The sequence below is a fragment of the Paraburkholderia bryophila genome (assembly GCF_003269035.1).
In the GTDB taxonomy this organism is placed as follows: domain Bacteria; phylum Pseudomonadota; class Gammaproteobacteria; order Burkholderiales; family Burkholderiaceae; genus Paraburkholderia; species Paraburkholderia bryophila.
Map to the genome: position 1 here is coordinate 1 of NZ_QLTK01000017.1, position 20,693 is coordinate 20,693.

Sequence of the window (20,693 nt, forward strand, 5' to 3'; positions counted from 1 at the left end):
ACCGTGAAACGACTCCACGCCGATGATAGTGCGGATTGCCCGTGTGAAAGTAGGTAATCGTCAGGCTCCCATGCAGAAAACAGAAACCCCACCCAGAAAGGTGGGGTTTCTGTCGTTTACGGTCGCGAAAAGCACTGGCATGCCGCCCACCGGACATACCCGGCCGATGGGCAACCCGCCATGTCACCGCCACCGGCGGACCCGAACGACACCACCATCCCTGTCGGTTCGTTACGTGTTTGCATCGCTGCATCGCCCGTCGATGCCCGGTAGCGCCAACCCCGACGTTCGCCTCCGCACGTCTCACGTACCTCTTCCCGATACGCAGCGTCACGCGTCGTCGGTTCGATCACTTTGCGCTAAACTCCCCCTTACCGCAGGCGTCTGCAGGGACCACCGCATCGCTAGTCATCTGGCCGACTTCTGCCAGCAACGCTTCATCGCGTGCAATCACTTTTGGCAGATGTGTGCGTAGGAATTCAACCCACGTCCGTGTTTTTGCGTCGATAAACTTACGCGACGGATACAGCGCATAGACATTCATCTTCTGTAACGTGTATTCCGGTAACACACGCACTAACGTGCCGTCACGTAATCCCGAAATCGCCGCATAGAGCGGCACCATGCCGATCCCCATTCCCTCCCGAATTGCCACGATCAGCGATTCGGCGATGTTGACATGCACAGGCCCATTCACCTCCATCATCTCGCTGCCGTTCGGGCCGTCGAGCACCCAATCGTGCGGTGGAAAGGCCGGCGTGTGCAGAATCAGACATTCGTGATGCGCGAGATCTGCGGGCTTTTGCGGTGCACCATGCGCGCGCACATAACCCGGCGACGCGCACAAAATGCTGAAAGTCGTTCCCAGCGGCAGCGACACGAGATCTGAATTGGGTAGCGTCGACGCACCGATCACCGCGACGTCGGCGCTGCCTTCGAATAGATCGGGCATGCGTTGCGACAACGTCAACTCGACGGTCACCTCCGGGTATTGCGCGCGATAGCGCGAAATAGCCGGCAACACGTAGTGTTGGCCGATGCTGGCAAAACTATGCATGCGCAGCGCGCCGCTTGGTCGTTCGTGTGCGCAACTCGCTTCTTCTTCGGCCGTGCCGACATCGGCGAGTATCTGCTGACATCGTGTCAAATAACGCTCGCCAGCCGTGGTGAGGGCGAGCCGTCGCGTCGAACGGTTGAGCAAGCGGGTGCGCAGGTGAGCTTCGAGTTCCGAAACGGCGCGCGACATCGCGCCGGTCGTCGAGCTGAGCGACTGCGCGGCGCCGGTAAAACTGCCGGCTTCGACCACGCGCACGAACACTCGCATATTTTGTAACGTATCCATCGATCCTTCTATTTCACGGCTGAAGCCGTATTGTCCGCCTGCCGGGCAAGCGCATTGTTGTTCGTTCTGGAAGGGACGTTCCGCCGCACCCTTCTTAATGCGCGCATTGCAGGCTCCTACAATCGGCGCCTGGCTCGCCGGTGCGCACCAGCATCCTGTTCACCGGCGCTTTTTTTGTGGCAACCCAGAGCGCACGGTTTTCCGATGAAACGTCAACATGCGATCAGACCGACGGCGGACTTTCGCCGGCAGTGGAGCGTCATGTTGCACAGGCTCAGCCCGGCGCTTCGCGATTGGATGAGCAGCGACGCTCTGATCTGGCTTCATCTACTGAAAACCGTCGCGGCGGGTCTGTTGGCGCTGGGCATGGCGATGCTGCTCGATCTGCCTCAACCGCGCATTGCCATGACGACGGTGTTCGTGCTGATGCAACCGTTCAGCGGCATGGTGCTCGCGAAAAGTTTCTACCGGATTCTCGGCACGGCAGTCGGCACGTTCGCTGCGCTGGTGCTCGGCGCGCTGTTCGTCCAGCAGCCCGAGTTGTACATGCTCGGCATGATCGGCTGGGTAAGCGCGTGTATCGCGGCGGCGGTCCGGTATCGGCATTTCAGGTGGTATGGTTTCGTGCTCGCGGGTTATACCGCCGCGCTGATCGGCATTCCGAATGTCACGGCGCCGCACGACCTGTTTCTGGCGGCGCTTACGCGCGCAGCGGAGGTGGCGGTCGGGATTGTGTGTTCGAGCGCGGTGAGCGCGTTGATCGTGCCGCAGCGATCGAGTCTCGCGCTGCGTCGCGCGCTGCAAATCCGTTACGCAAATTTTACTGCGTTCGCTGCCGATGTGCTGAACCGCGGCATCAAGCGAGGCCAGTTCGAGCGGCGTTTCGCGGACCTCGTCGACGAAATCGTCGGGTTCGAAGCGACCCGGACGTTCGCCACGTTCGAAGATCCGGCGATGCGTTCGCGCAGTCAGCATCTCGGCCGCCTGAACGGCGAATTCATGGACGCCTGCGCGCGTCTGCATGCACTTCATCAACTGCTCAAACGTCTTCGAGCCAGCGGCTCGGAGTCGAAAGTCGGGGCCATCAAGCCATATTTCGATGAGCTGGCTGGCCTTCTTTCGCTGCCGTCCAGGACGCCCGCCATGGCCGACGCGACCAGCGTCGCCGGCCGATTGCGGCTGTTTCAGGCGCGCTTGCCGCGTCGCGTGCGTGAAACGAGACGACCGCTCGAGGCGGCGCCCACCGAATCGCTGGCGGACTTCGATACGTCGGCGGAGTTGTTGTACCGTTTCGTCGACGAATGGATCCGCTATTCGGAGACTTACGCGTCGCTAGCCGCGCGCCACAAGCCGGCGCAGAGGCGGCAACGCAGCGCTAGCCGTTATGTCAGCAAGACGAACGGTTTTGTGGTCGCGTTCACGTTTATCCGGTCCGCCGCGGTCATGGCGATCGTCGGCTGGTTCTGGATCGAGACCGATTGGCCGAGCGGCGGTCTTGCCGTGATCGGCGCGGCATTGGCATGCGCGCTGACCTCCACGGCGCCGAATGCATCGAAAATGGCCATGCAGATGGCAGCCGGCGCCGTGCTGGCCACCATGACGGGTTACCTCTTCACGTGCTACGTGTATCCGAACATCGACGGCTTGCCGCTGCTTTGCGCGATGCTCGCGCCCGTCCTGGCGCTGGGCGCATTCATCGCGACGCGTAAGCGCGCGGCGGGCTATGGCATCGGCTTCTCGGTGTTTTTCTGTCTGCTCGCCGGACCGGACAATGTCGTGACGTACGCGCCGGATCTGCTGATCAACAACGGCATCGCGTTGACCGCGTCGATGCTGGTGGCGGCGTTGACTTTTGCCGTGATTTTTCCAGCGGATATGCCGTGGCTCGTCGAACGGATGATGGGCGATTTGCGCGCGCAGGTCGTGTCCGCGTGCAAGGACGAATTGCCTGGTCTCAACCAGCGGTTTCAATCGAGCACGCATGATCTGACCGCCCAGTTGCGCATGCTGTTGACACGGCGTTCCCGGTGTCGACGGGATGCGTTGCGCTGGATGCTCGCGACGATCGAGGTAGGGCACGCCGTCATCGATCTGCGCAACGAGGCGGCACGCGCTGCTTATGCGGCGGCGCTTCATCCGCGCTGGCGCAGCGCCCTGGCGCGGACTTGCGACGACCTCGCGCGACTCTTTGCGCGCCCGGATGCGCAGGCGCTCGAACGTGCGCTGGCGTCGGTCCGCGCGGCGACCTGGATCGCGCAGGAGGTCCTCGGCACCGTGCATGCCGAGCGCGATAAACGTCATGACGTGCAGCGAATTCTGAGCTGCCTGCATTTCATTCGTACGGCGTTGCTCGATAAGGACGCGCCTTTCAATGCGGGATGATCGCGGCGCTTAGTTCGTGCGGTCGAATGGTGTGCGTCGGCACATAAGCGATTGCTAGCGTCCAGCGCGACAGTCCCAGCGACGCGGACTAACTGCGCGGATAGACCACGCGGCCTAACCGCTCGCATCAATCACGCCGACCTACCACCCGCATCAACCCCACGCATCGACCCCACGCTCCAGCACGTGCAAACCTCGATCCTTCCTCCAGATGGAAATATCACTTCCGCCCAGCCCCGTATATCTGCAGGGACCACAGCCCTATAGTTTCATCACTGCGACGCAGTCACCACAAGTCACCGCCGAGCAGTAACCGTAAGCCCTGGAGAACGAAATGAACGCATTGAAGATTGCCCTGATTGCCTGCTCTTTTTCCGCTGTCGTCGCTCATGCGCAAACGGCGCCCGCTGCTCCCGAACAACAGCTCGCCCAGGCAAGCGCGCAGCGAGCGAACGGCGTCGCCGAGCAAAACCGCGTCGCCATACCGGCCGCTAAAGGGAATGCCAAGGCCGAGGAGTGCGTCGGTCCCGTGAGCTTCTGCAATCTCTACTTCGGCAGCTAAGCAGCGCCACGTGCAACAGACGCCGTATCTGCAAGACCCGTCGCACGAATGATCGAGCGACAAACCGCCTGACCGCGACGCCGCGGTCGGTGCGACAATCCGGCTACCGCGCGGAGCGTACCGCAGATGTGCGCACCGGTAGACTGGACTGCTGACTATGGAGAGACTCGGTTTCATGTACCAAGACCGGATTCGCTGTGCCGCGTTGCGCGGAAAAATCACGTCGGCCGCCGAGGCAGCGCTGCTGATTCAGGACGGCATGCGGGTCGGCGCCAGCGGCTTCACGCGCGCGGGCGACGCGAAGGCCGTCCCCGTTGCGCTCGCCGAGCGCGTGCGGCAGGAAGGCAAGCCGCTGCAGATCACATTGATGACCGGCGCATCGCTTGGCCATGACGTGGACCGCATGCTCACCGAGGCGCACGTGTTGGCGCGCCGCCTGCCGTTCCAGGTCGACAAAACCTTGCGCGACGCGATCAATCGCGGCGAAGTGATGTTCGTCGATCAGCATCTGTCCGAAACGGTCGAAATGCTGCGTGCGAACCAGCTCGGCAAACTCGATATCGCCATTATCGAAGCCGCCGCGATCACCGAGACCGGCGGCATCGTGCCGACCACCTCGGTCGGCAATTCGGCCAGCTTCGCGATCCTCGCGGACAAGGTGATCGTGGAGCTCAATCTCGCGCAGCCGCTCGCGCTCGAAGGCTTGCACGACATCTGGATTCCGGGCCGCCGGCCGAACCGCGAGCCGCTGCCGATCATGTATCCGCGAGACCGCGTCGGCACGCCGGCGATCGAGATTCCGTTCGAAAAAATCGCGGCGATCGTGATCACGAACATGGCCGACAGTCCGTCTACCGTGTTGCCGGCGGACAAGGAGACCGAGTTGATCGCCGGTCATCTGATCGAATTTTTCCAGCACGAAGTGGCGCTTGGGCGCATGCCCAAAAACCTGCCGCCGTTGCAGGCCGGTATCGGCTCGATTGCCAACTCAGTGCTGGCCGGTTTCGCCAACGCCCCGTTCGAGCCGTTCGAAATTTACTCGGAAGTGCTGCAGGACTCCACCTTCGATCTGATGGACGCCGGCAAAGTCACGTTCGCGTCCGGCGCGTCCATCACGTTGTCGGCCGCGCGCCAGGCGCAGGTGTTCGGCGAGCTCGAACGTTATCGCGAGCGCCTCGTCCTGCGCCCGCAGGAAGTCAGCAATCACCCTGAAGTGATTCGCCGGCTCGGGTTGATCGCGTTGAACACCGCGCTGGAATTCGACATCTACGGCAACGTGAATTCGACCCATGTGGGCGGCACACACATGATGAACGGCATTGGCGGTTCGGGCGACTTCGCGCGCAATGCGTCGTGCGCGATCTTCGCCACCAAGTCGATGGCGAAAGGCGGTCGTATTTCCAGCGTCGTGCCGATGGTGCCGCATTGCGATCACAACGAACACGACGTCGACGTGGTCGTGACGGAACAGGGGCTGGCCGATCTGCGCGGCTTGGCGCCGCGGGAACGCGCGGCGTTGATTATCGAGAACTGTACGCATCCGCTCTATCGCGATCTGCTGCGCGACTACTACCGGGACGCTTTGAAGTGGGGTGGACAAACGCCGCACCAGTTGGATCAGGCTTTCGCCTGGCATATCCGGTTGCGCGATACCGGCTCGATGTTGCCGGCGGAAGAGGCGAGACTTTGAATCGGTTGGCCTAGCTAACGTATATAAGCGTATGAAAGCCATAACGGCGTCAGACGGCTTTCGCCGCTGACGCCGTTATTCATGTCATATGCGCAGATGGGCTGATGCGGTACTCAGCCGCCTCGTCGCACGAGCCGGATGAGAAACAGCAGAATGACCGCGCCGATCACCGCCGTAATGATCGAGCCGATCCAGCCGCCACCCAGCGAAATATGCAGCACGCCGGCGAGCCAGCCGCCGATGAACGCGCCGACGATCCCGACGATGATGTCGACGATCAGGCCGAAGCCGCCGCCCTTGACGAGCACGCCGGCCAGCCAGCCAGCGATCGCGCCGATGATGAGCCATGCAATGATGCCGTGTTCCATAATCGAGACTCCCTAGTTGAGTGTGAAAAATTCACGGTGACAGAGCTTAGTCGAAGCTTATGGGACAGTCCATATTCAGGACGCGGAATTAACGTTGTCTGAATCTGTTGCAAGCTAAGTGTAGACGATGCGCGCGAAAATGGGGGACTTACACGCGGCGTTCATTCGGGCGTCGGCTCCGCTTCTCGCGCGGTCCAACTGACGCTGGACACGCTCTTTTCCATGCTGATGCGACTGGCCATCTGTTCGAGCTTCGGCTGATCCTTAGGGTGCAGCTTGACGATCGCGGTGACGCGAATGCGTTGTGAATCGTCGTCGACGTCTTCGCTCGTCAGGCTCTGAAACGACAGCGGCGTCGAGTACATCGAGTTGGACACGGCGGTGCGAATGTGGATCTCGTCGGCTTCGCGGCAGACGATCGTCAGCACATATTCGCGCACCAGATCCGCGTTGGAAACCGGCGTGGCGTTGATCATCCGGCTGACTTCGCGCAGCACCGTGTTGGTCAGCAGCACGACCGCCGTGCCGGCCAGCGCCGGTCCGTAATGACCCGCACCGCACAGCACGCCGACCGCGGCCGAGCACCACAAGGTCGCCGCGGTGTTGATCCCCTGAATGGAACCCTTGTCGCGCATGATCACGCCGCCGCCGAGAAAGCCGACGCCGGACACGACATACGCCGCGATCTGCGTGATGCCGGCCGTCCCGTTGCCGGTCAGTACGCCGAGCGTGACGAACAGGCACGCGCCGCTCGCGACCAGCGTGATGGTGCGAAGCCCCGCATTGCGCTGCCGCATCTGCCGTTCGAGGCCGATCGCGACGCCACAGGCGAAAGCGGCGAAGAGCCGCCAGACGAATTCAATTGTCATCGTAAAGAAAGGTTGAGGCGCGTATTCGCACAGTGTGAACCCAACGCATGACAGCAGCACGCTTTCCTCGACGGAATGCGGCGGCCGACAGGCGTGACGGAGCGCACAAGCGAGGCTTGCGGCGCTGTAATGCATTCGTGTCGGCATGGTGTCGAGCCACGCGGCACTTCACTGGCAGTACGAGGGTATCAACGACGTGCACCGACTGGCCCGAAGGCAAGACGGCGACAGAAAAAGACTGACGCGGAAATCTTGCCGATCAGGCGATCGGGCGAATCGAAGCTCGACTGGTACAACTGCTACTGTCCAAGATCGTGATTCCGGTTAAATGAACTGGCCGAATTTTAGGCAGCTCTGCAAAGCGAAGTCAAGCTGCGATGACGCGAGGTGCAGAACGTTTTGTCGTGGGCCTAGGAAGAGTGGAGTGGTGCGTGAGGAATTATCCGCGCGTCAATACGGACTCCGAATATTGACGGAGGTCGTCCTGGAAAACAGACTATTCGCTCGCTTCGAAACGTGTCGTGCGCGCCGCGCAACGCAACGCTTAAGGCGCGATCCATCCGCACGGCGTCGCCCGTTTGTCGCTGTTCATCCCAATCGAGGAATCCATGAAAGCTAAAGCTCCTGGCATCATTGCCGGTGCATTGATCGTAGCCGCTCCGCTCGTGTCGTTCGCCGCCGGTCTGCCCGCGCCGTTTGAAGGCAGCAGCACGCTGCAGGCGGACGGTTTCGTGAAATCGGTCGACCAGGTGAAACATTCGGTGACCGTGCTCGACGCCCAGGGCGGCGAAGCGTCGTTCAATATCACCGACCCGGCCAACCTCGCGCAGATCAGGCAAGGCGGCAAGGTCCATGTTCGTATGGTGCGCAATGCGGTGATCAGCGTGACGCGCGGCGCGGACGGCCACGGCAACGGCGCGCAGAGTACGCAGCCCAACACGGCTCGCAACGTGAGCGCCGAGGTCCAGACCATCGACCATGCGTCCGGCATCATGGCGCTGAAGAGCGCGAACGGCGCGGTGTTTCATATCCAGGGTCGCGAACCGGCCAAGGTCGCGGGCGTCGCGCCGGGTATGCAGGTCATGGTGGCGTTCGCGCAGCAGGTCGACGTCGCGGTCGCGCCTGCGCAGTAAGCGGCGGGCCGGGGCGTTAGTCCGGCTCGCCAGGCACGAGGCGCAGGCGTGTGATTTCGGACGGTGCGCCGAGGCGCTTCGGCGGGCCCCAGTAGCCGGTGCCGCGGCTCGTATACACCCACAGGCCATTCAGGCGGGCGAGGCCGGCGGTGAACGGTTGCTGGAATCGCACGAAGAAATTCCATGGGAAAAACTGGCCGCCGTGCGTATGCCCCGACAGTTGCAACGTGAACCCCGCGGCGGCCGCGGCTTCGGCTGAGCGCGGCTGGTGCGCGAGCAGCACCTTGATCAGCACGTCGCCCGGTGCGCCGGCGAGCGCCGCAACCGGGTCGCTGCGATGCAACGGATCGTGATGGCCCGCCGAATAGTCGGTCACGCCGGCAATCACGGCGCGCGCGCCGTCATGATCCACGATCACATGTTCGTTGAGCAGCACGTTGAGGCCCAGGCGCCGGAACTCGGCGATCCATGCGTTCGCGCCGGCGTAGTACTCGTGATTGCCGGTCACGAGGAACGCGCCATGACGCGCGGTGAGACGCGACAACGGCTGGGTGTGGCGGGTCAATTGCGGCACGCTGCCGTCCACGACATCGCCCGTCACGGCAATCAGATCCGGCTTCAGCCGATTCACCGCGTCGACGATCGCATCGACATAGCGGTGCTTGATGGTCGGGCCGACGTGAATATCGCTGATCTGGACGATCGTGAAGCCGTCGAGCGCGGGCGGTAAATCGTCGATCGGCACGTCGATCGTGACGACCTTCGCGCGCCGGCGGGCGTTGAAGAGGCCAACCAGCGTCGAGAGCAACGCGAGCAGGGGCACCGCCGCTGCCGACCCCAGGCGCCAATGCGCGATGCTGAGGGTGTTCGGCCAGATCGCGTCGACGGTCAGCAGCGAGGCGAGCATCAGATCGCGGGCGAAGGTCAGCACCAGCAGCGACGAGAAGAAGCCCATCGCCAGCAGGCCGACCCACGCCAGCCGGTCGCCGAGCGGCTGCCGTTTGATCGTACGCGCCAGCATGCCGATCGGAATCAGCAAGATGGACAGCACGAGCCACAGCGCGCACAGCCAGCGGCCGGTGGCGTCGACCGGCATGTCCGGGATCAGACGCAAGCCGACGTAGAGATGCAGCAGGATGCCAATCAGGATGATGCGGACAAGAAACGATGAGCGGCGCATAGTGGGCAGAGGGGCGGGAAGGGGCCGGCGCGAGCGGTGCACCGGCGCAGACTCGCCGGCCGCGCTAACACAACGCAACGCAGCGCCGTGCGAGTCGAATCATTCTACCGGCATGCGCATCGGCTTGCCGGCGGCGCCAGATTCGCGGCCACGGCGGCCAGGCCGCCGTTCCAAAACGAGCCAGGAACGCCTACCGCATTGCAACATCCCGCGTGGTTCCCGAGGACCATCTGATTGCCTCGGCAACCTAATTAAATGGGCTTTGAATTGTGTTCGCGTGTGGACTATGCTCAAAAAGAACCGTCTTGTAACAGGGCGACCGCGCACGCAGACGCGGCCATGCGGCGGTTCGAGCCGGTCGGATTTGTCGCCGTAACAGGGCGACGCGGGAGGGGCATCATGAGACTACTCAGATCAGGCAACGAGTTGCATCACGGGCACCACGCCCATCATGTCGGACGCGAGGGCAAGCGTGTGATGCTGCCGCTCGTCGTTCTTTCTCTCATGGCGATCGGCTTGTACTACAGCGTGCGCGGCATCGACTTCTCGGAGCTGGGCCGAAGCGCGCTGTTCGACGTCGTGATGCTCTGCGTGGCGCTGGGGATCGCGGGCCTGTTCGGCGTCGTCGGCGCCTGGGTGCGTTCGAATGGCGACGACGCCGGCGAAGGCGAAGGCTTCTGCTTCGTCGGCGCGTTGATCGGCGCCGTGGTGTTCTACGTCGCGCTCTTCAGTTGAACGCGACGGCGGTCTCCACTTCTACGTGTCAGACAATCCGCGCGGCTTCGTCGAAAGCAAAGCGCGGGCTGCGCGCGAACAGTTTCGACGGATCGCCATAGCCCAGATTGATCAGGAAGTTCGACTTGACGGTCGTCCCGGCGAAGAACGCTTCGTCGACCTTGGCGGCGTCGAAACCGGACATCGCCCCCGTGTCCAGGCCGAGCGCCCGAGCGGCGAGAATCAGGTAGCCGCCTTGCAGCGTCGAATTGCGAAAGGCGGTGTCCGCGATCGATTTATCGTTGCCGACGAACCAGCTGCGCGCATCCGCGTGCGGAAACAGCTTCGGCAGATGCTCGTAAAACGCCATATCCATCCCCACGATCACCGTAACCGGCGCGGCCATGGTCTTGTCGAGATTGCCCGCCGACAACGCAGGTCGCAGCTTTTCCTTAGCCTCCGGCGTTTTGACGAACACAAAGCGTCCGGGGCTCGAATTGGCCGAGGTCGGGCCGAGCAAGACCAGTTCGGTGAGTTGCCTGAGCACGGCGTCGTCGACCGGTTTCGCTTGCCAGCCGTTATGCGCGCGCGCTTCGCGAAAGAGTTGATCGAGTGCCTGGTCGGATAGCGTCATGGTGAAAGTCCTTGAAAGGTCTGGGAAGTTGAAGGTAAAGGCATGAACCGGAAAGTCCGCATGAAGCCACCGGATGACAGCGCAAGCCGCGCGTACCAACGGCGTCTTCGGTGCCGCCATAATAGCCAAGGTTTCTACCCGCGCGCGCTTTGCGTGCGCCATCGCTTTAGCAGCGACATTCGCATTGGTATCGGGGCATCTCATGACGGATCTTTTCGCGGGTTCTGCCGACGACCTGCCCACGCCTGACGTCGACTGGTATCCCGACTGGTTGACGCCCGCGCTCGCCACGCAGGCTTTGACGCAACTGATCGACGAAGTCGGCTGGCGTCAGGACGTGATCGGCACGCCTGCCGGTCGCGTGCCGTTGCCGCGCTTGACGGCGTGGCAGGGCGAGCCGGACGCCGTCTACGTCTACTCGGGCATTCGCAATCTGCCGCAGCCGTGGACGTCGACGGTCGCGGAACTCAAGACCGCGGTGGAGGCGGTTTGCGAGGCGCGCTTTAACAGCGTGCTGATCAACCGCTATCGCAGCGGCGCCGACAGCATGGGTTGGCATGCGGATCGCGAGCCCGAACTTGGCGTGCGTCCGGTGATCGCGTCGGTGAGTCTGGGCGTCGCGCGCACGTTCGACTTGCGCCACAACAAGACCGGCGTCGTGCAGTCGTTCTCGCTGAAAGGCGGCAGCCTGCTCGTGATGAAGGGCGACACGCAGGCGGACTGGCGGCATCGCGTGCCGAAAGAACCGCGCGTGGCCGGGGAGAGGATCAATCTGACGTTTCGCTGGGTGACGCCGAGATGAGGCGCGGCTCAACTGGGCGGCCCCGCTGCGCTTGCCGTTGAGGCAATCAACGCGTAGTGATGCGTCTCGGTGCGGCCGCTCGGCAAAAACCACCGATCGGCCTTGCGCCCGATCCGGTCACCTATACCAAAATTGGTATCGCGAACGCGAATCATAGGATTGGACGGTTAACGCCCCACACACTACGCTACATCACGATCCACGCACCGTGAGGGCCGCAAGCACCGGGCAGGTTCGATGGATCGCCGACATTACAACGATCAGGAGACAGTCATGGCGAATACACGACGCGCCGCATGTCGTGCGTTGGGCGCGCTCGCACTCTGCGCGGGCATCGGGACGCTAGCGCTGAGCGCGCCGGGCGTTTACGCGCAAGACAAGCAGATCACCCTCGGTTTCGCGCAGGTCGGCGCGGAAAGCGCATGGCGAACCGCCAACACCGAGTCGGTGAAGTCCGCGGCGGCGGACGCGAAGATCAAGCTCAAATTCTTGGACGCCCAGCAGAAGCAGGAAAATCAGATCAAGGCGATCCGCTCTTATATCGCGCAGAAGGTCGATGTGATCGCGTTCTCGCCGGTCGTCGAATCCGGCTGGGAACCGGTGCTGCGTGAAGCGCAGGCGGCGAAGATTCCGGTGATCCTGACCGATCGCAATATCGACGTGAAAGACACCTCCCTGTACGTGACGATGATCGGCTCCGACTTCATGGAAGAAGGGCGTCGCGGCGGGCATTGGCTCGAAGATCACTATAAAAGCGATCAAGGTCCCGTCAACATCGCTGAACTGCAGGGAACGGTCGGATCGGCGCCCGCCAATGACCGGCATTCCGGCCTGCTGGAAGTGATCAAGAACGATCCCAAATTTAAGATCATCGCGTCGCAAAGCGGCGACTTCACGCTGGCCGGCGGCAAGCAGGTCATGGAAGCGTTTATAAAAACTTATGGAAATAAAATAAATGTAGTTTATGCGCATAACGACGATATGGCGCTCGGCGCCATCCAGGCGATGGAGGAGGCCGGCATGCATCCGGGCAAGGACATCACCGTCGTGTCGTTCGATGCCACCAAGGGCGGCTTCCAAGCGATGGCCGCCGGCAAGATGAACGTGGACGTGGAGTGCAGTCCGCTGCTGGGGCCGCAGTTGATGTCGGCGGTGAAGGACGTCGTGGCCGGCAAGCCGTTGCCCAAGCGCATTCTCACGCAGGAGACGGTGTTCCCGATGAGCGTCGCGGCGCAGACGCTGCCGACGCGTAAGTACTGAGGCTGAGTGAGGCCACGCGACGAAGTACTCAGGGTTACTGAGGAAAGCGCGAGGCAGAGCAAGTGACGTGCGGGTTGAGCGAAAAGGTTTCTCCAGCGGTGCCTGGCCGCCCGGTTGCTTCGGCAGCGGGCGGTCTATTTTCCGGTGAGGGTGGCTGAGTCGTTGAAGTCCGTTGAGGTCCGGCTAGCGTCGCTGGATGGCGCTGGATGGCAACGTGTGCTGCTGAATGCCGCTGGGCGTGGGCGGAAGTCGTCGGTGCCGGCGATGTCGCCGATGCCGCCGATGCCGCCGATGCCGCCGATGCCGCCGATGTCGCCGCCCGTTGCTGACGCCGCCAAGCGCCGCCAACAACCGTCGCCTGCCACCGCCATCGAGAGAATTTTAAAGGCACAGTTGCAAGCCCTGGCGCCCTGAACCGCTGCACCACCCATCGAGCGAGGTCTATGACGCATCCCGCTTCCGAACCGAACCTGCAGGTTACGAGCGCCGCCACTAGTGCAACGGCTGACGGCATGGACATCGTCAGCGCCTCGGCCAACCCCGACGCCCGCGCTCCCATCCTCGCCACCACCGCTGTCACCAAAACCTTCCCCGGCGTCAAAGCGCTGCAGCGGGTCGATTTTCGTCTGTTCCCCGGCGAGATCCACACGCTGATGGGACAGAATGGCGCCGGCAAATCCACCCTGATCAACGTACTGACCGGCGTGGTCGCGCCTGACGCAGGCACGATCCGTCTCGGCGGTGAAGTCGTGGCATTTGCGTCGCCGCAGGAAGCGGAAGCGGCCGGCGTGCGCACCTTGTATCAGGAGGTGAACCTCTGTCCGAACCTTTCCGTGGCGGAGAATATTTTCGCGGGCCGGCAACCGCGCCGCTTCGGCGCGATCGATTGGCCCGCCATCAAGCGCCGTGCCCAGGCTGCGCTGGCGCGCCTGGACGTGTCGCTCGACGTCACCCGTTCGCTCGACGCCTACCCGATCGCGGTGCAGCAGATGGTGGCGATCGCGCGCGCACTGTCGGTCGACGCGCGAGTGCTGATTCTCGACGAACCGACCTCGAGCCTCGACGATGGCGAGGTCGGCCAGCTTTTCAAAATACTTCGGCATCTTAAACAGTCTGGCATAGCGATTCTTTTCGTCACGCATTTTATCGAGCAGACATATGCCATTTCCGATCGCATCACGGTGATGCGCAATGGCGAGCGCGAAGGCGAATATCTCGCGCGCGATTTGCCGGCGGATCAACTGGTCGCGAAGATGGTCGGCCACGAGCGGATGAGCGCACGCTTGCGCGAGGCCGCGCATGAAGGGCAGGCGAGTCACGAGGGCCGCGCCGAGCAACCCGTCACGCAGACCGCCGGAGCGCCAACCCAGGCAACCGAAGCCATGCAAACCGCGCAAACCGCGCAGACCGCGCAGACCGGGGAGCCCACGCCGCCCACCCATTCCTTCATCGAACTCCACGGCGTGGGCCGCCGCGGCACGCTGCAGCCCATCGACCTCGACCTGCAGCGAGGCCAGATCCTCGGACTCGCCGGCCTGCTCGGTTCGGGTCGCACGGAAACAGCGCGGCTCCTGTTCGGCGCCGACCGCACCGACAGCGGCGCGATCTTCATCGACGGCCGCGCGGTAAAGCTACGCTCGCCGCGCGACGCGGTCCGCCACGGCATCGGCTATTGCGCGGAAGACCGCAAGAAGGAGGGCATCGTCGCCGAACTGTCGATCCGCGACAACATTCTGCTGGCGCTGCAGGCAAGGCGTGGCTGGTGGCGCAAGATCAGCCGGCAACGTGCGCGCGAGCTGGCCGATCTATGGATCGAGCGGCTCGGCATCAAGGCGGCGGACGCCGAGCAGCCGATCGGCTTGCTCTCCGGCGGCAACCAGCAGAAAGCGCTGCTGGCGCGCTGGCTCGCGACCGACCCCCAACTGCTGATCCTCGACGAACCCACCCGCGGCATCGACGTCGCCGCCAAGTTCGACATCATGGACCGGCTGCTGGCGCTGTGCGCGAACGGTTTGAGCATCCTGTTCATTTCGTCGGAGATCGGCGAGGTGCTGCGCGTCAGTCATCGCGTCGCGGTGTTGCGCGACCGTCGCAAGATCGCCGAAGTCGCGGGCAAGGCGTCGAACGAAGACAACATCTACCGACTCATCGCGGGGAGCGGCGAATGAAACTGGCGAACTGGTTCGTGCGCGACGGCGCCGAGCGTCCATTGATCTGGCCGTGCGTCACGCTGGCGTTGTTGTGCGGCCTGAACCTGTGGGTCAATCCGCACTTCCTGTCGCTGCGGATGCTCGACGGTCACCTGTTCGGCGCGCCCATCGACGTGCTGAATCGCGCCGCGCCGCTGGTGCTGGTGGCCACCGGCATGACGCTGGTGATCGCCACGCGCGGTATCGACATTTCGGTCGGCGCGGTGGTGGCGATCGCGGGCGCCGCGGCGGCCACGATACTCGCGACGCAACCCGAGCCGGGCGCGCCGCTGATCGCGCAGGCGTTGGTGGCGGCGCTGGCGGTCGGCGTGCTGAGCGGTATGTGGAACGGCGTGCTGGTGTCGTTCGTCGGCATGCAGCCGATCATCGCAACCTTGATTCTGATGGTGGCCGGTCGTGGCGTCGCGCAATTGCTGACAGCGGGACAGATCATTCCGATCGGCGCGCCGGGCTATCTGTTCGTCGGCGGCGGATATTGGCTGGGCGTGCCGTGTTCGGTGTGGATCGCCACCGTGGCGGTGCTCGTTACCGCGGCGCTCGTGGAAGGCACCGCGCTCGGCCTGTTCATTCGCGCGATCGGCATCAATCCGGTGGCCACGCGTCTGGTCGGGCTACGTTCCAAAGCCCTGGTCTTCGCGGTCTATGGCTTCTCGGGATTGACCGCGGCGATGGCGGGCATTCTCATCAGCTCGAACGTGCGCAGCGCCGACGGCAACAACGCCGGGCTGTTGCTCGAACTCGATGCGATTCTCGCGGTGACGCTCGGCGGCACCTCGCTGCTCGGCGGCCGTTTCAGTTTCGCGGGCACCGTGCTGGGCGCGCTGATCATTCAGACGCTCACGTACACCACGTATTCGATCGGCGTGCCGCCGGAGGCGACGCTGGTCGTCAAGGCGGCCGTGGTGCTCGCGGTGAGCGTGATCCAGTCGCCGGCGGCGCGCGCGCTCGCCGTCTCGTTCGGCAGATCGCTGCTCGGGCAACGCGGGGTGGCGCGATGAGACGACTCCTCGACGCGTGGGCTCACCTGGTCGATCCGCGTACGCTGCCGATCGCCGTCACGATCGTGCTGTTCTGCGCGCTATTCGGCTTCGGCTCGGTGATGTACACCGGTTTCTTTTCGTGGCAGGTGCTGCTCGATCTGCTGGTCGACAATGCGTTTCTGCTGATCGTCGCGATCGGCATGACGTTCGTGATCGTGTCCGGCGGGATCGATCTATCGGTCGGTTCGGTCGTTGCACTGACAACCATCGTCGAAGCCGTGCTGTCCGAACATCTGCACCTGTCCGTCTGGGTGATCGTGCCGATCGTGCTGCTGATGGGCACGGTGTTCGGCGCGGTGCAGGGCGCGCTGATTCACTTCTTCCGCTTGCAGGCGTTTATCGTGACGCTGGCCGGCATGTTCTTCGCGCGTGGCTTGTGCTTTCTGATCACGACGCAATCGATCACGATCACCGATCCGACCTTTCAGAAGATCTCCGCGTTCCGGCTCAACATCGGCGTGGGCTCGGTGACGGCGAATGTGCTGATCGCACTCGTCGCGCTGCTGGCGGCGATTTACGTCGCGCATTTCACGCGTTTCGGCCGCAACGTGTATGCGGTCGGCGGCAATGCGCGTTCGGCGTTGCTGATGGGTTTGCCGGTCGCGCGCACCCGCATCGGCGTGTATGCGCTGAGCGGTTTCTGCTCGGCGCTCGGCGGCGCGGTGTTTACGTTCTATGTGCTGTCGGGCTACGGCTTGCAAGGGCAGGGCATGGAACTCGATGCGATCGCGGCGACGGTGATCGGCGGCACGCTGCTGACGGGCGGCGTGGGCTATGTGATCGGTTCGCTGTTCGGCGTCGGCATTCTCGGCACGATCCAGACGCTGATCACGTTCGACGGCACGCTCAGCTCGTGGTGGACCCGTATCGTGATCGGCGCGCTGCTGTGCGCCTTCTGCCTGCTGCAGCGGTTGATCGAGCGGCACGCGAAATCGGTGCGCCGGCCTGGCGGCACCGACCCGGCGGCGGTCACGGCGGGACGCGAACGCGGCCATGGCGACCGACCGGCGTCGTCGGACTCGCATGTGCTCGGGCGAGCGCCGGAGCAGGCTTGAACATGCGTTGCCGCGTGGGGAACCGGCGTGCCATGCGGCGACACGCGAGCCGCGCGTTAAGCGACACAGCACAGCACCCGCCGCGCCTCCGGTCAGGCGCCCAGCTCGCGCCCCCTGGTCTCGGGCAACGTCAGCGCGGCAAGAATCACGACCCCATACGCCACGGCTGCGAACACGCCGATCGCATGCCCGAGTGTCATGGTCTGCGATACGTAGCCGATCAAAAACGGAAAGGTCGCGCCGACCGCCCGGCCCACGTTGTAGCAGAAGCCCTGGCCTGAGCCGCGAATCCGCGTGGGAAACAGTTCGGTGAGAAAGGCGCCCATGCCCGAGAAAATGCCCGACGCGCAAAACCCTAGCGGAAAGCCGAGCACGAGCATCGACAGATTATCGAGCGGCAGTTGCGTGTACAGCAGCGCGATCGCGCACGAGGCCAACGCAAAGCCGATGAACGCACGCTTGCGGCCGAACCGGTCGCTGACATACGCGCCCGTCAGATAGCCGCAATACGAGCCGACGATCACCACGCCGAGATAGCCGCCGGTGCCGATCACGCTCAGATGCCGTTCGGTTTTCAGATACGTCGGCAGCCACGTGGTGACCGCGTAGTAACCGCCTTGCACGCCGGTGGCGAGGATCGACGCGCGCAGCGTGGTCCAGACGATCTCGCCGCGAAAGATATCGAGCAACGCGCTGCGCGTCTGCGTAGCGGCCTGCGCCGCTTTCTGTTGCCGGTGCACTTCCGGTTCGTCGACGAAACGGCGAATCCAGATGACGAACGGCGCCGGCGCAATGCCGATCGCGAACAGCACGCGCCACGCGTAGTCGGCCGGCACCAGCGAAAAAACGGCCATGAACAGCAACGTCGCGATGCCCCAGCCGATTGCCCAGCCGGCCTGTACCAGCCCCACGGCCTTGCCGCGGTCGCGCGCGCGAATCACCTCGCCGATCAGCACGGCGCCTGCCGTCCATTCACCGCCGAAACCGAGCCCCATCAAGCCGCGCGCCCACAGCAGTTGCGAGAAATTCTGCGCCAGCGCGCACGCCAGGGTGAAGATCGCGAACCAGAGAATCGTGATCTGCAAGGTCTTGACCCGCCCGATACGATCCGACAACACGCCGGCGGCCCAGCCGCCCAGCGCGGAACTCAATAGCGTCACCGTGCCGATCAGGCCGGCGTCGCCGCGTGTGATGCCCCACGTCGCGATCAGCGTCGGGATCACGAAGCTGAGGAACTGCGTGTCCATCGCGTCGAGCACGTAGCCGATCTTGCAGCTCCAGAACGCGCGCTTCTCGCTCGCGGAGATCTGCCGGTACCACGCGAACGGGCCTTTCCCTGGGCCGGGTGCGTCGTAGCGCTCGGCGTCTGCGGTCAACTGCGCTTCGGTTTCCATGCTTGAACTCCGGTCGTCGTGGTGGGCCGTGCGTCGTGCTGGCGCGCGGCTTCGGGTTGAGGCGATTAAGGCGCTTGAAGCGCTCGAGGCACTTAGGGGAAAAGTGGCCTCGCTTACAACACCGCGAGCGAGGTGTTGGGAATGTCGGTCACGAGCATGTGCCCTGGCTTGTGCGCGATCGCAAACGGCAAGCGCGCGCTTTCTATCGCGACTTGCGGTGTCACGCCGCAAGCCCAGAACACCGGCAATTCATCGCTGCGCACGTCGACCGCGTCGCCGAAATCGGGCTGCGCCAGATCGCGAATGCCGATCAGCGACGGGTCGCCGATATGAACCGGTGCGCCATGCACTGCGGGAAAGCGGCTGGTGATCTGAATGGCGCGGATTGCGTCGGCGGCTTTCATCGGCCGCATCGAGACAACGCGATGGCCGCTGAACGGGCCAGCCGGCACGTTGCGTTCGCGCGTGCGATACATCGGTACGTTGACCTGTTGTTCGATATGGCGCAGCGCGATGCCTTCGCGTTGCAGCATTTCCTCGAAGGAAAACGAGCAGCCGATCGCGAACACCACCAGATCGTCGCGCCACAGTTCGTCGAGGCTGCGGACCTCCTCGGTGCGTTCGCCGTGACGGTAGACGTAAAACGCGGGTACGTCGTTGCGGATATCCAGACCGGCGCCGAGTGCGGGTACGCGCCAGTCGCCCGGCTCGCCGATGCCGAGCAGCGGACACGCTTTCGGGTTGAGCGTGCAGAAGCGCAGGAAGTCGCCGGCATACTCGCTCGGCAGAATCGCCAGATTGGCCTGCGCGTAGTCGCCGCAATAACCGGCGGTCGGACCGGACAGGCGCCGCGTGCGAATCTGCTGACGAAACTCGTATGGGTTGTAAGGCATGGACGTGCTGGCTCCAGGTCGATGACGTCGCCGATGCGGCCCGATCAATGGGCCAGCGATGGAGCCAGATTAGTAACGTCAAAAATATCCATCCAGCGAGTTTTTATTGTGTTTCGTTAAATTAAACTTAACGCTATCGGGACGACTCACAGCGCGTTTGCGGCGATGATCGCGTGTGATTCGTCGTCAACTGGAGAGCGTCCGCCATGAATACCCGCTTCGTCGAAACATTTCTGACGCTCGCCCGTCTGGGCAGTTTTCGCGCGACCGCGGTCGCGATGCACGCCACGCCCGCGGCGATCTCGCTGCGTATCAAAACGCTTGAAGCGGAGCTTGGCGTCGAGTTGATCGAACGCGAGGCGGCGCTGTTTCAGCTCACGGCCAACGGCGAGCGGCTGCTCGCGCATGCGCGCTCCGTGGTGCAGGCCACGCGCTCGCTGCAACTGGCCGCGCAGGACGAAACGCAATTGGCCACGCGGCTGCGGCTGGGCGTGATCGAAACGGTGGTGCATAGCTGGCTGCCGGACTACATACGCATGCTGAACGCGGAGTATCACCGTATCGTCGTGGACCTCACGGTCGATTCGAGCGCGGTGCTCGGGCCGCGCTTGCGGGCGGCCGAACTGGATCTGGTCATCCAGGTGGAGGAAGCCGCCGTGCACGAAACGTCGATCGTGTCGGCGTTGCTGGCGAGCTACCCGGTGCGCTGGATCGCGCGCAGCGATCTGATTCCTGCCGGCCGCGCGAAACACGTTCAGACGCTGTTGAGCAAACCGGTGTTGACGTTCGGTCGCGGCACGGCGCCGCAACTCGCGGTCGAAGCAATCGTGCAGACGCTCGCGAAGCGCGCGGGCGTGCCGCTTGCCGAGACTCAGGTCACGTGCATGCCGTCGGTCGCGGTGATCGTGAAGCTTTTACGCGACGGCTATGGAATTGCCGCGGTGCCGGCGCTGTTCGTCGAGCCTTACCTGAGCAGCGGCGAGCTGGCGCAATTGCAGGTGCGTCCGTTGCCGCCGCCGATCAACGTGGCGATGTATTACCGCGACGATGCGGACGTCGGCGTGCTGGCGGCGTCGCGGGTGGCCCGCAATGCGTGCGATCGGTATGCGAAGAAGATGGGGCGGCAGTTGATCGAGAAGCGGTGAAGAGAGGTGAGGAAGAGGGT

19 protein-coding genes are annotated in these 20,693 nt (G+C 63.5%); 12 read left to right on the forward strand and 7 right to left on the reverse strand.

Annotated elements, in window-relative coordinates; translation table 11 throughout:
• Positions 1-349: 349 nt before the first annotated feature.
• Positions 350-1,342, reverse strand: a complete 993-nt coding sequence (locus tag BX591_RS22385; RefSeq protein WP_111933495.1) for a LysR family transcriptional regulator — start codon at positions 1,340-1,342, stop codon at positions 350-352.
• Between the two features lie 204 nt (positions 1,343-1,546).
• Here BX591_RS22385 and BX591_RS22390 point away from each other — a divergent pair, with 204 nt between their 5' ends.
• From BX591_RS22390 to BX591_RS22400, 3 genes are all read left to right on the forward strand, one after another.
• Positions 1,547-3,724, forward strand: coding sequence for an FUSC family protein (locus tag BX591_RS22390; protein WP_111933496.1), 2,178 nt, complete (start codon positions 1,547-1,549; stop codon positions 3,722-3,724).
• A 334-nt stretch (positions 3,725-4,058) separates the two neighbouring features.
• Positions 4,059-4,286 (forward strand): hypothetical protein, encoded by a 228-nt coding sequence (locus BX591_RS22395; protein ID WP_111933497.1) that lies wholly within the window; start codon positions 4,059-4,061, stop codon positions 4,284-4,286.
• 175 nt (positions 4,287-4,461) lie between these two features.
• Entirely contained in the window at positions 4,462-5,976 is a 1,515-nt protein-coding gene (locus BX591_RS22400) for an acetyl-CoA hydrolase/transferase family protein (protein WP_111933498.1), read from the forward strand.
• Between the two features lie 113 nt (positions 5,977-6,089).
• Here the strand turns inward: BX591_RS22400 and BX591_RS22405 are convergent, their stop codons facing one another.
• Together BX591_RS22405 and BX591_RS22410 are read right to left on the reverse strand one after the other, a co-directional pair.
• On the reverse strand, positions 6,090-6,344 hold the full coding sequence (locus BX591_RS22405; RefSeq protein ID WP_111933499.1) for a GlsB/YeaQ/YmgE family stress response membrane protein: 255 nt from the start codon (positions 6,342-6,344) through the stop codon (positions 6,090-6,092).
• A gap of 161 nt (positions 6,345-6,505) precedes the next feature.
• Entirely contained in the window at positions 6,506-7,213 is a 708-nt protein-coding gene (locus tag BX591_RS22410) for an MgtC/SapB family protein (RefSeq protein ID WP_111933500.1), read from the reverse strand.
• 608 nt (positions 7,214-7,821) lie between these two features.
• Here BX591_RS22410 and BX591_RS22415 point away from each other — a divergent pair.
• A complete protein-coding gene (locus BX591_RS22415) occupies positions 7,822-8,346 on the forward strand; it encodes a hypothetical protein (protein ID WP_111933501.1) in 525 nt (174 codons plus the stop codon).
• Between the two features lie 16 nt (positions 8,347-8,362).
• Here the strand turns inward: BX591_RS22415 and BX591_RS22420 are convergent, their stop codons facing one another.
• Positions 8,363-9,526 (reverse strand): metallophosphoesterase, encoded by a 1,164-nt coding sequence (locus tag BX591_RS22420; RefSeq protein WP_111933502.1) that lies wholly within the window; start codon positions 9,524-9,526, stop codon positions 8,363-8,365.
• Positions 9,527-9,925: 399 nt separating this feature from the next.
• On the opposite strand from BX591_RS22420, the gene BX591_RS22425 reads away from it, so the two are divergent.
• Complete coding sequence (locus tag BX591_RS22425; protein ID WP_111933503.1) at positions 9,926-10,261, forward strand: hypothetical protein; 336 nt, start codon at positions 9,926-9,928, stop codon at positions 10,259-10,261.
• A 28-nt stretch (positions 10,262-10,289) separates the two neighbouring features.
• On the opposite strand, the gene BX591_RS22430 is transcribed toward BX591_RS22425, so the two are convergent.
• Positions 10,290-10,874, reverse strand: a complete 585-nt coding sequence (locus tag BX591_RS22430) for a malonic semialdehyde reductase (protein WP_111933504.1) — start codon at positions 10,872-10,874, stop codon at positions 10,290-10,292.
• A 202-nt stretch (positions 10,875-11,076) separates the two neighbouring features.
• Between BX591_RS22430 and BX591_RS22435 the strand changes: the two genes are divergently transcribed.
• From BX591_RS22435 to yjfF, 6 genes are all read left to right on the forward strand, one after another.
• Positions 11,077-11,676 (forward strand): alpha-ketoglutarate-dependent dioxygenase AlkB family protein, encoded by a 600-nt coding sequence (locus tag BX591_RS22435; RefSeq protein ID WP_111933505.1) that lies wholly within the window; start codon positions 11,077-11,079, stop codon positions 11,674-11,676.
• 273 nt (positions 11,677-11,949) lie between these two features.
• Entirely contained in the window at positions 11,950-12,936 is a 987-nt protein-coding gene (locus BX591_RS22440; protein WP_111933506.1) for an ABC transporter substrate-binding protein, read from the forward strand.
• A 206-nt stretch (positions 12,937-13,142) separates the two neighbouring features.
• Positions 13,143-13,265: a hypothetical protein gene (locus BX591_RS37175; RefSeq protein WP_276330777.1), complete on the forward strand. Its 123-nt coding sequence runs from the start codon at positions 13,143-13,145 to the stop codon at positions 13,263-13,265.
• A 183-nt stretch (positions 13,266-13,448) separates the two neighbouring features.
• Positions 13,449-15,104, forward strand: coding sequence for a sugar ABC transporter ATP-binding protein (locus tag BX591_RS22445; RefSeq protein WP_420849406.1), 1,656 nt, complete (start codon positions 13,449-13,451; stop codon positions 15,102-15,104).
• Positions 15,101-16,144 carry an ABC transporter permease gene (locus tag BX591_RS22450; protein WP_111933508.1) on the forward strand — a complete coding sequence of 348 codons (1,044 nt, stop codon included), beginning with the start codon at positions 15,101-15,103 and terminating at the stop codon, positions 16,142-16,144. The genes BX591_RS22445 and BX591_RS22450 overlap by 4 nt, the downstream gene beginning before the upstream one ends.
• Positions 16,141-17,241: a galactofuranose ABC transporter, permease protein YjfF gene (yjfF, locus tag BX591_RS22455; protein WP_111933509.1), complete on the forward strand. Its 1,101-nt coding sequence runs from the start codon at positions 16,141-16,143 to the stop codon at positions 17,239-17,241. Before BX591_RS22450 ends, yjfF begins: the two co-directional genes overlap by 4 nt.
• 92 nt (positions 17,242-17,333) lie before the next feature.
• On the opposite strand, the gene BX591_RS22460 is transcribed toward yjfF, so the two are convergent.
• Together BX591_RS22460 and BX591_RS22465 are read right to left on the reverse strand one after the other, a co-directional pair.
• Complete coding sequence (locus BX591_RS22460; RefSeq protein WP_111933510.1) at positions 17,334-18,635, reverse strand: MFS transporter; 1,302 nt, start codon at positions 18,633-18,635, stop codon at positions 17,334-17,336.
• A gap of 113 nt (positions 18,636-18,748) precedes the next feature.
• A complete protein-coding gene (locus BX591_RS22465) occupies positions 18,749-19,528 on the reverse strand; it encodes a putative hydro-lyase (RefSeq protein WP_111933511.1) in 780 nt (259 codons plus the stop codon).
• 206 nt (positions 19,529-19,734) lie between these two features.
• Here BX591_RS22465 and BX591_RS22470 point away from each other — a divergent pair, with 206 nt between their 5' ends.
• Positions 19,735-20,673 carry a LysR family transcriptional regulator gene (locus BX591_RS22470; RefSeq protein ID WP_111933512.1) on the forward strand — a complete coding sequence of 313 codons (939 nt, stop codon included), beginning with the start codon at positions 19,735-19,737 and terminating at the stop codon, positions 20,671-20,673.
• Positions 20,674-20,693 lie beyond the last annotated feature (20 nt).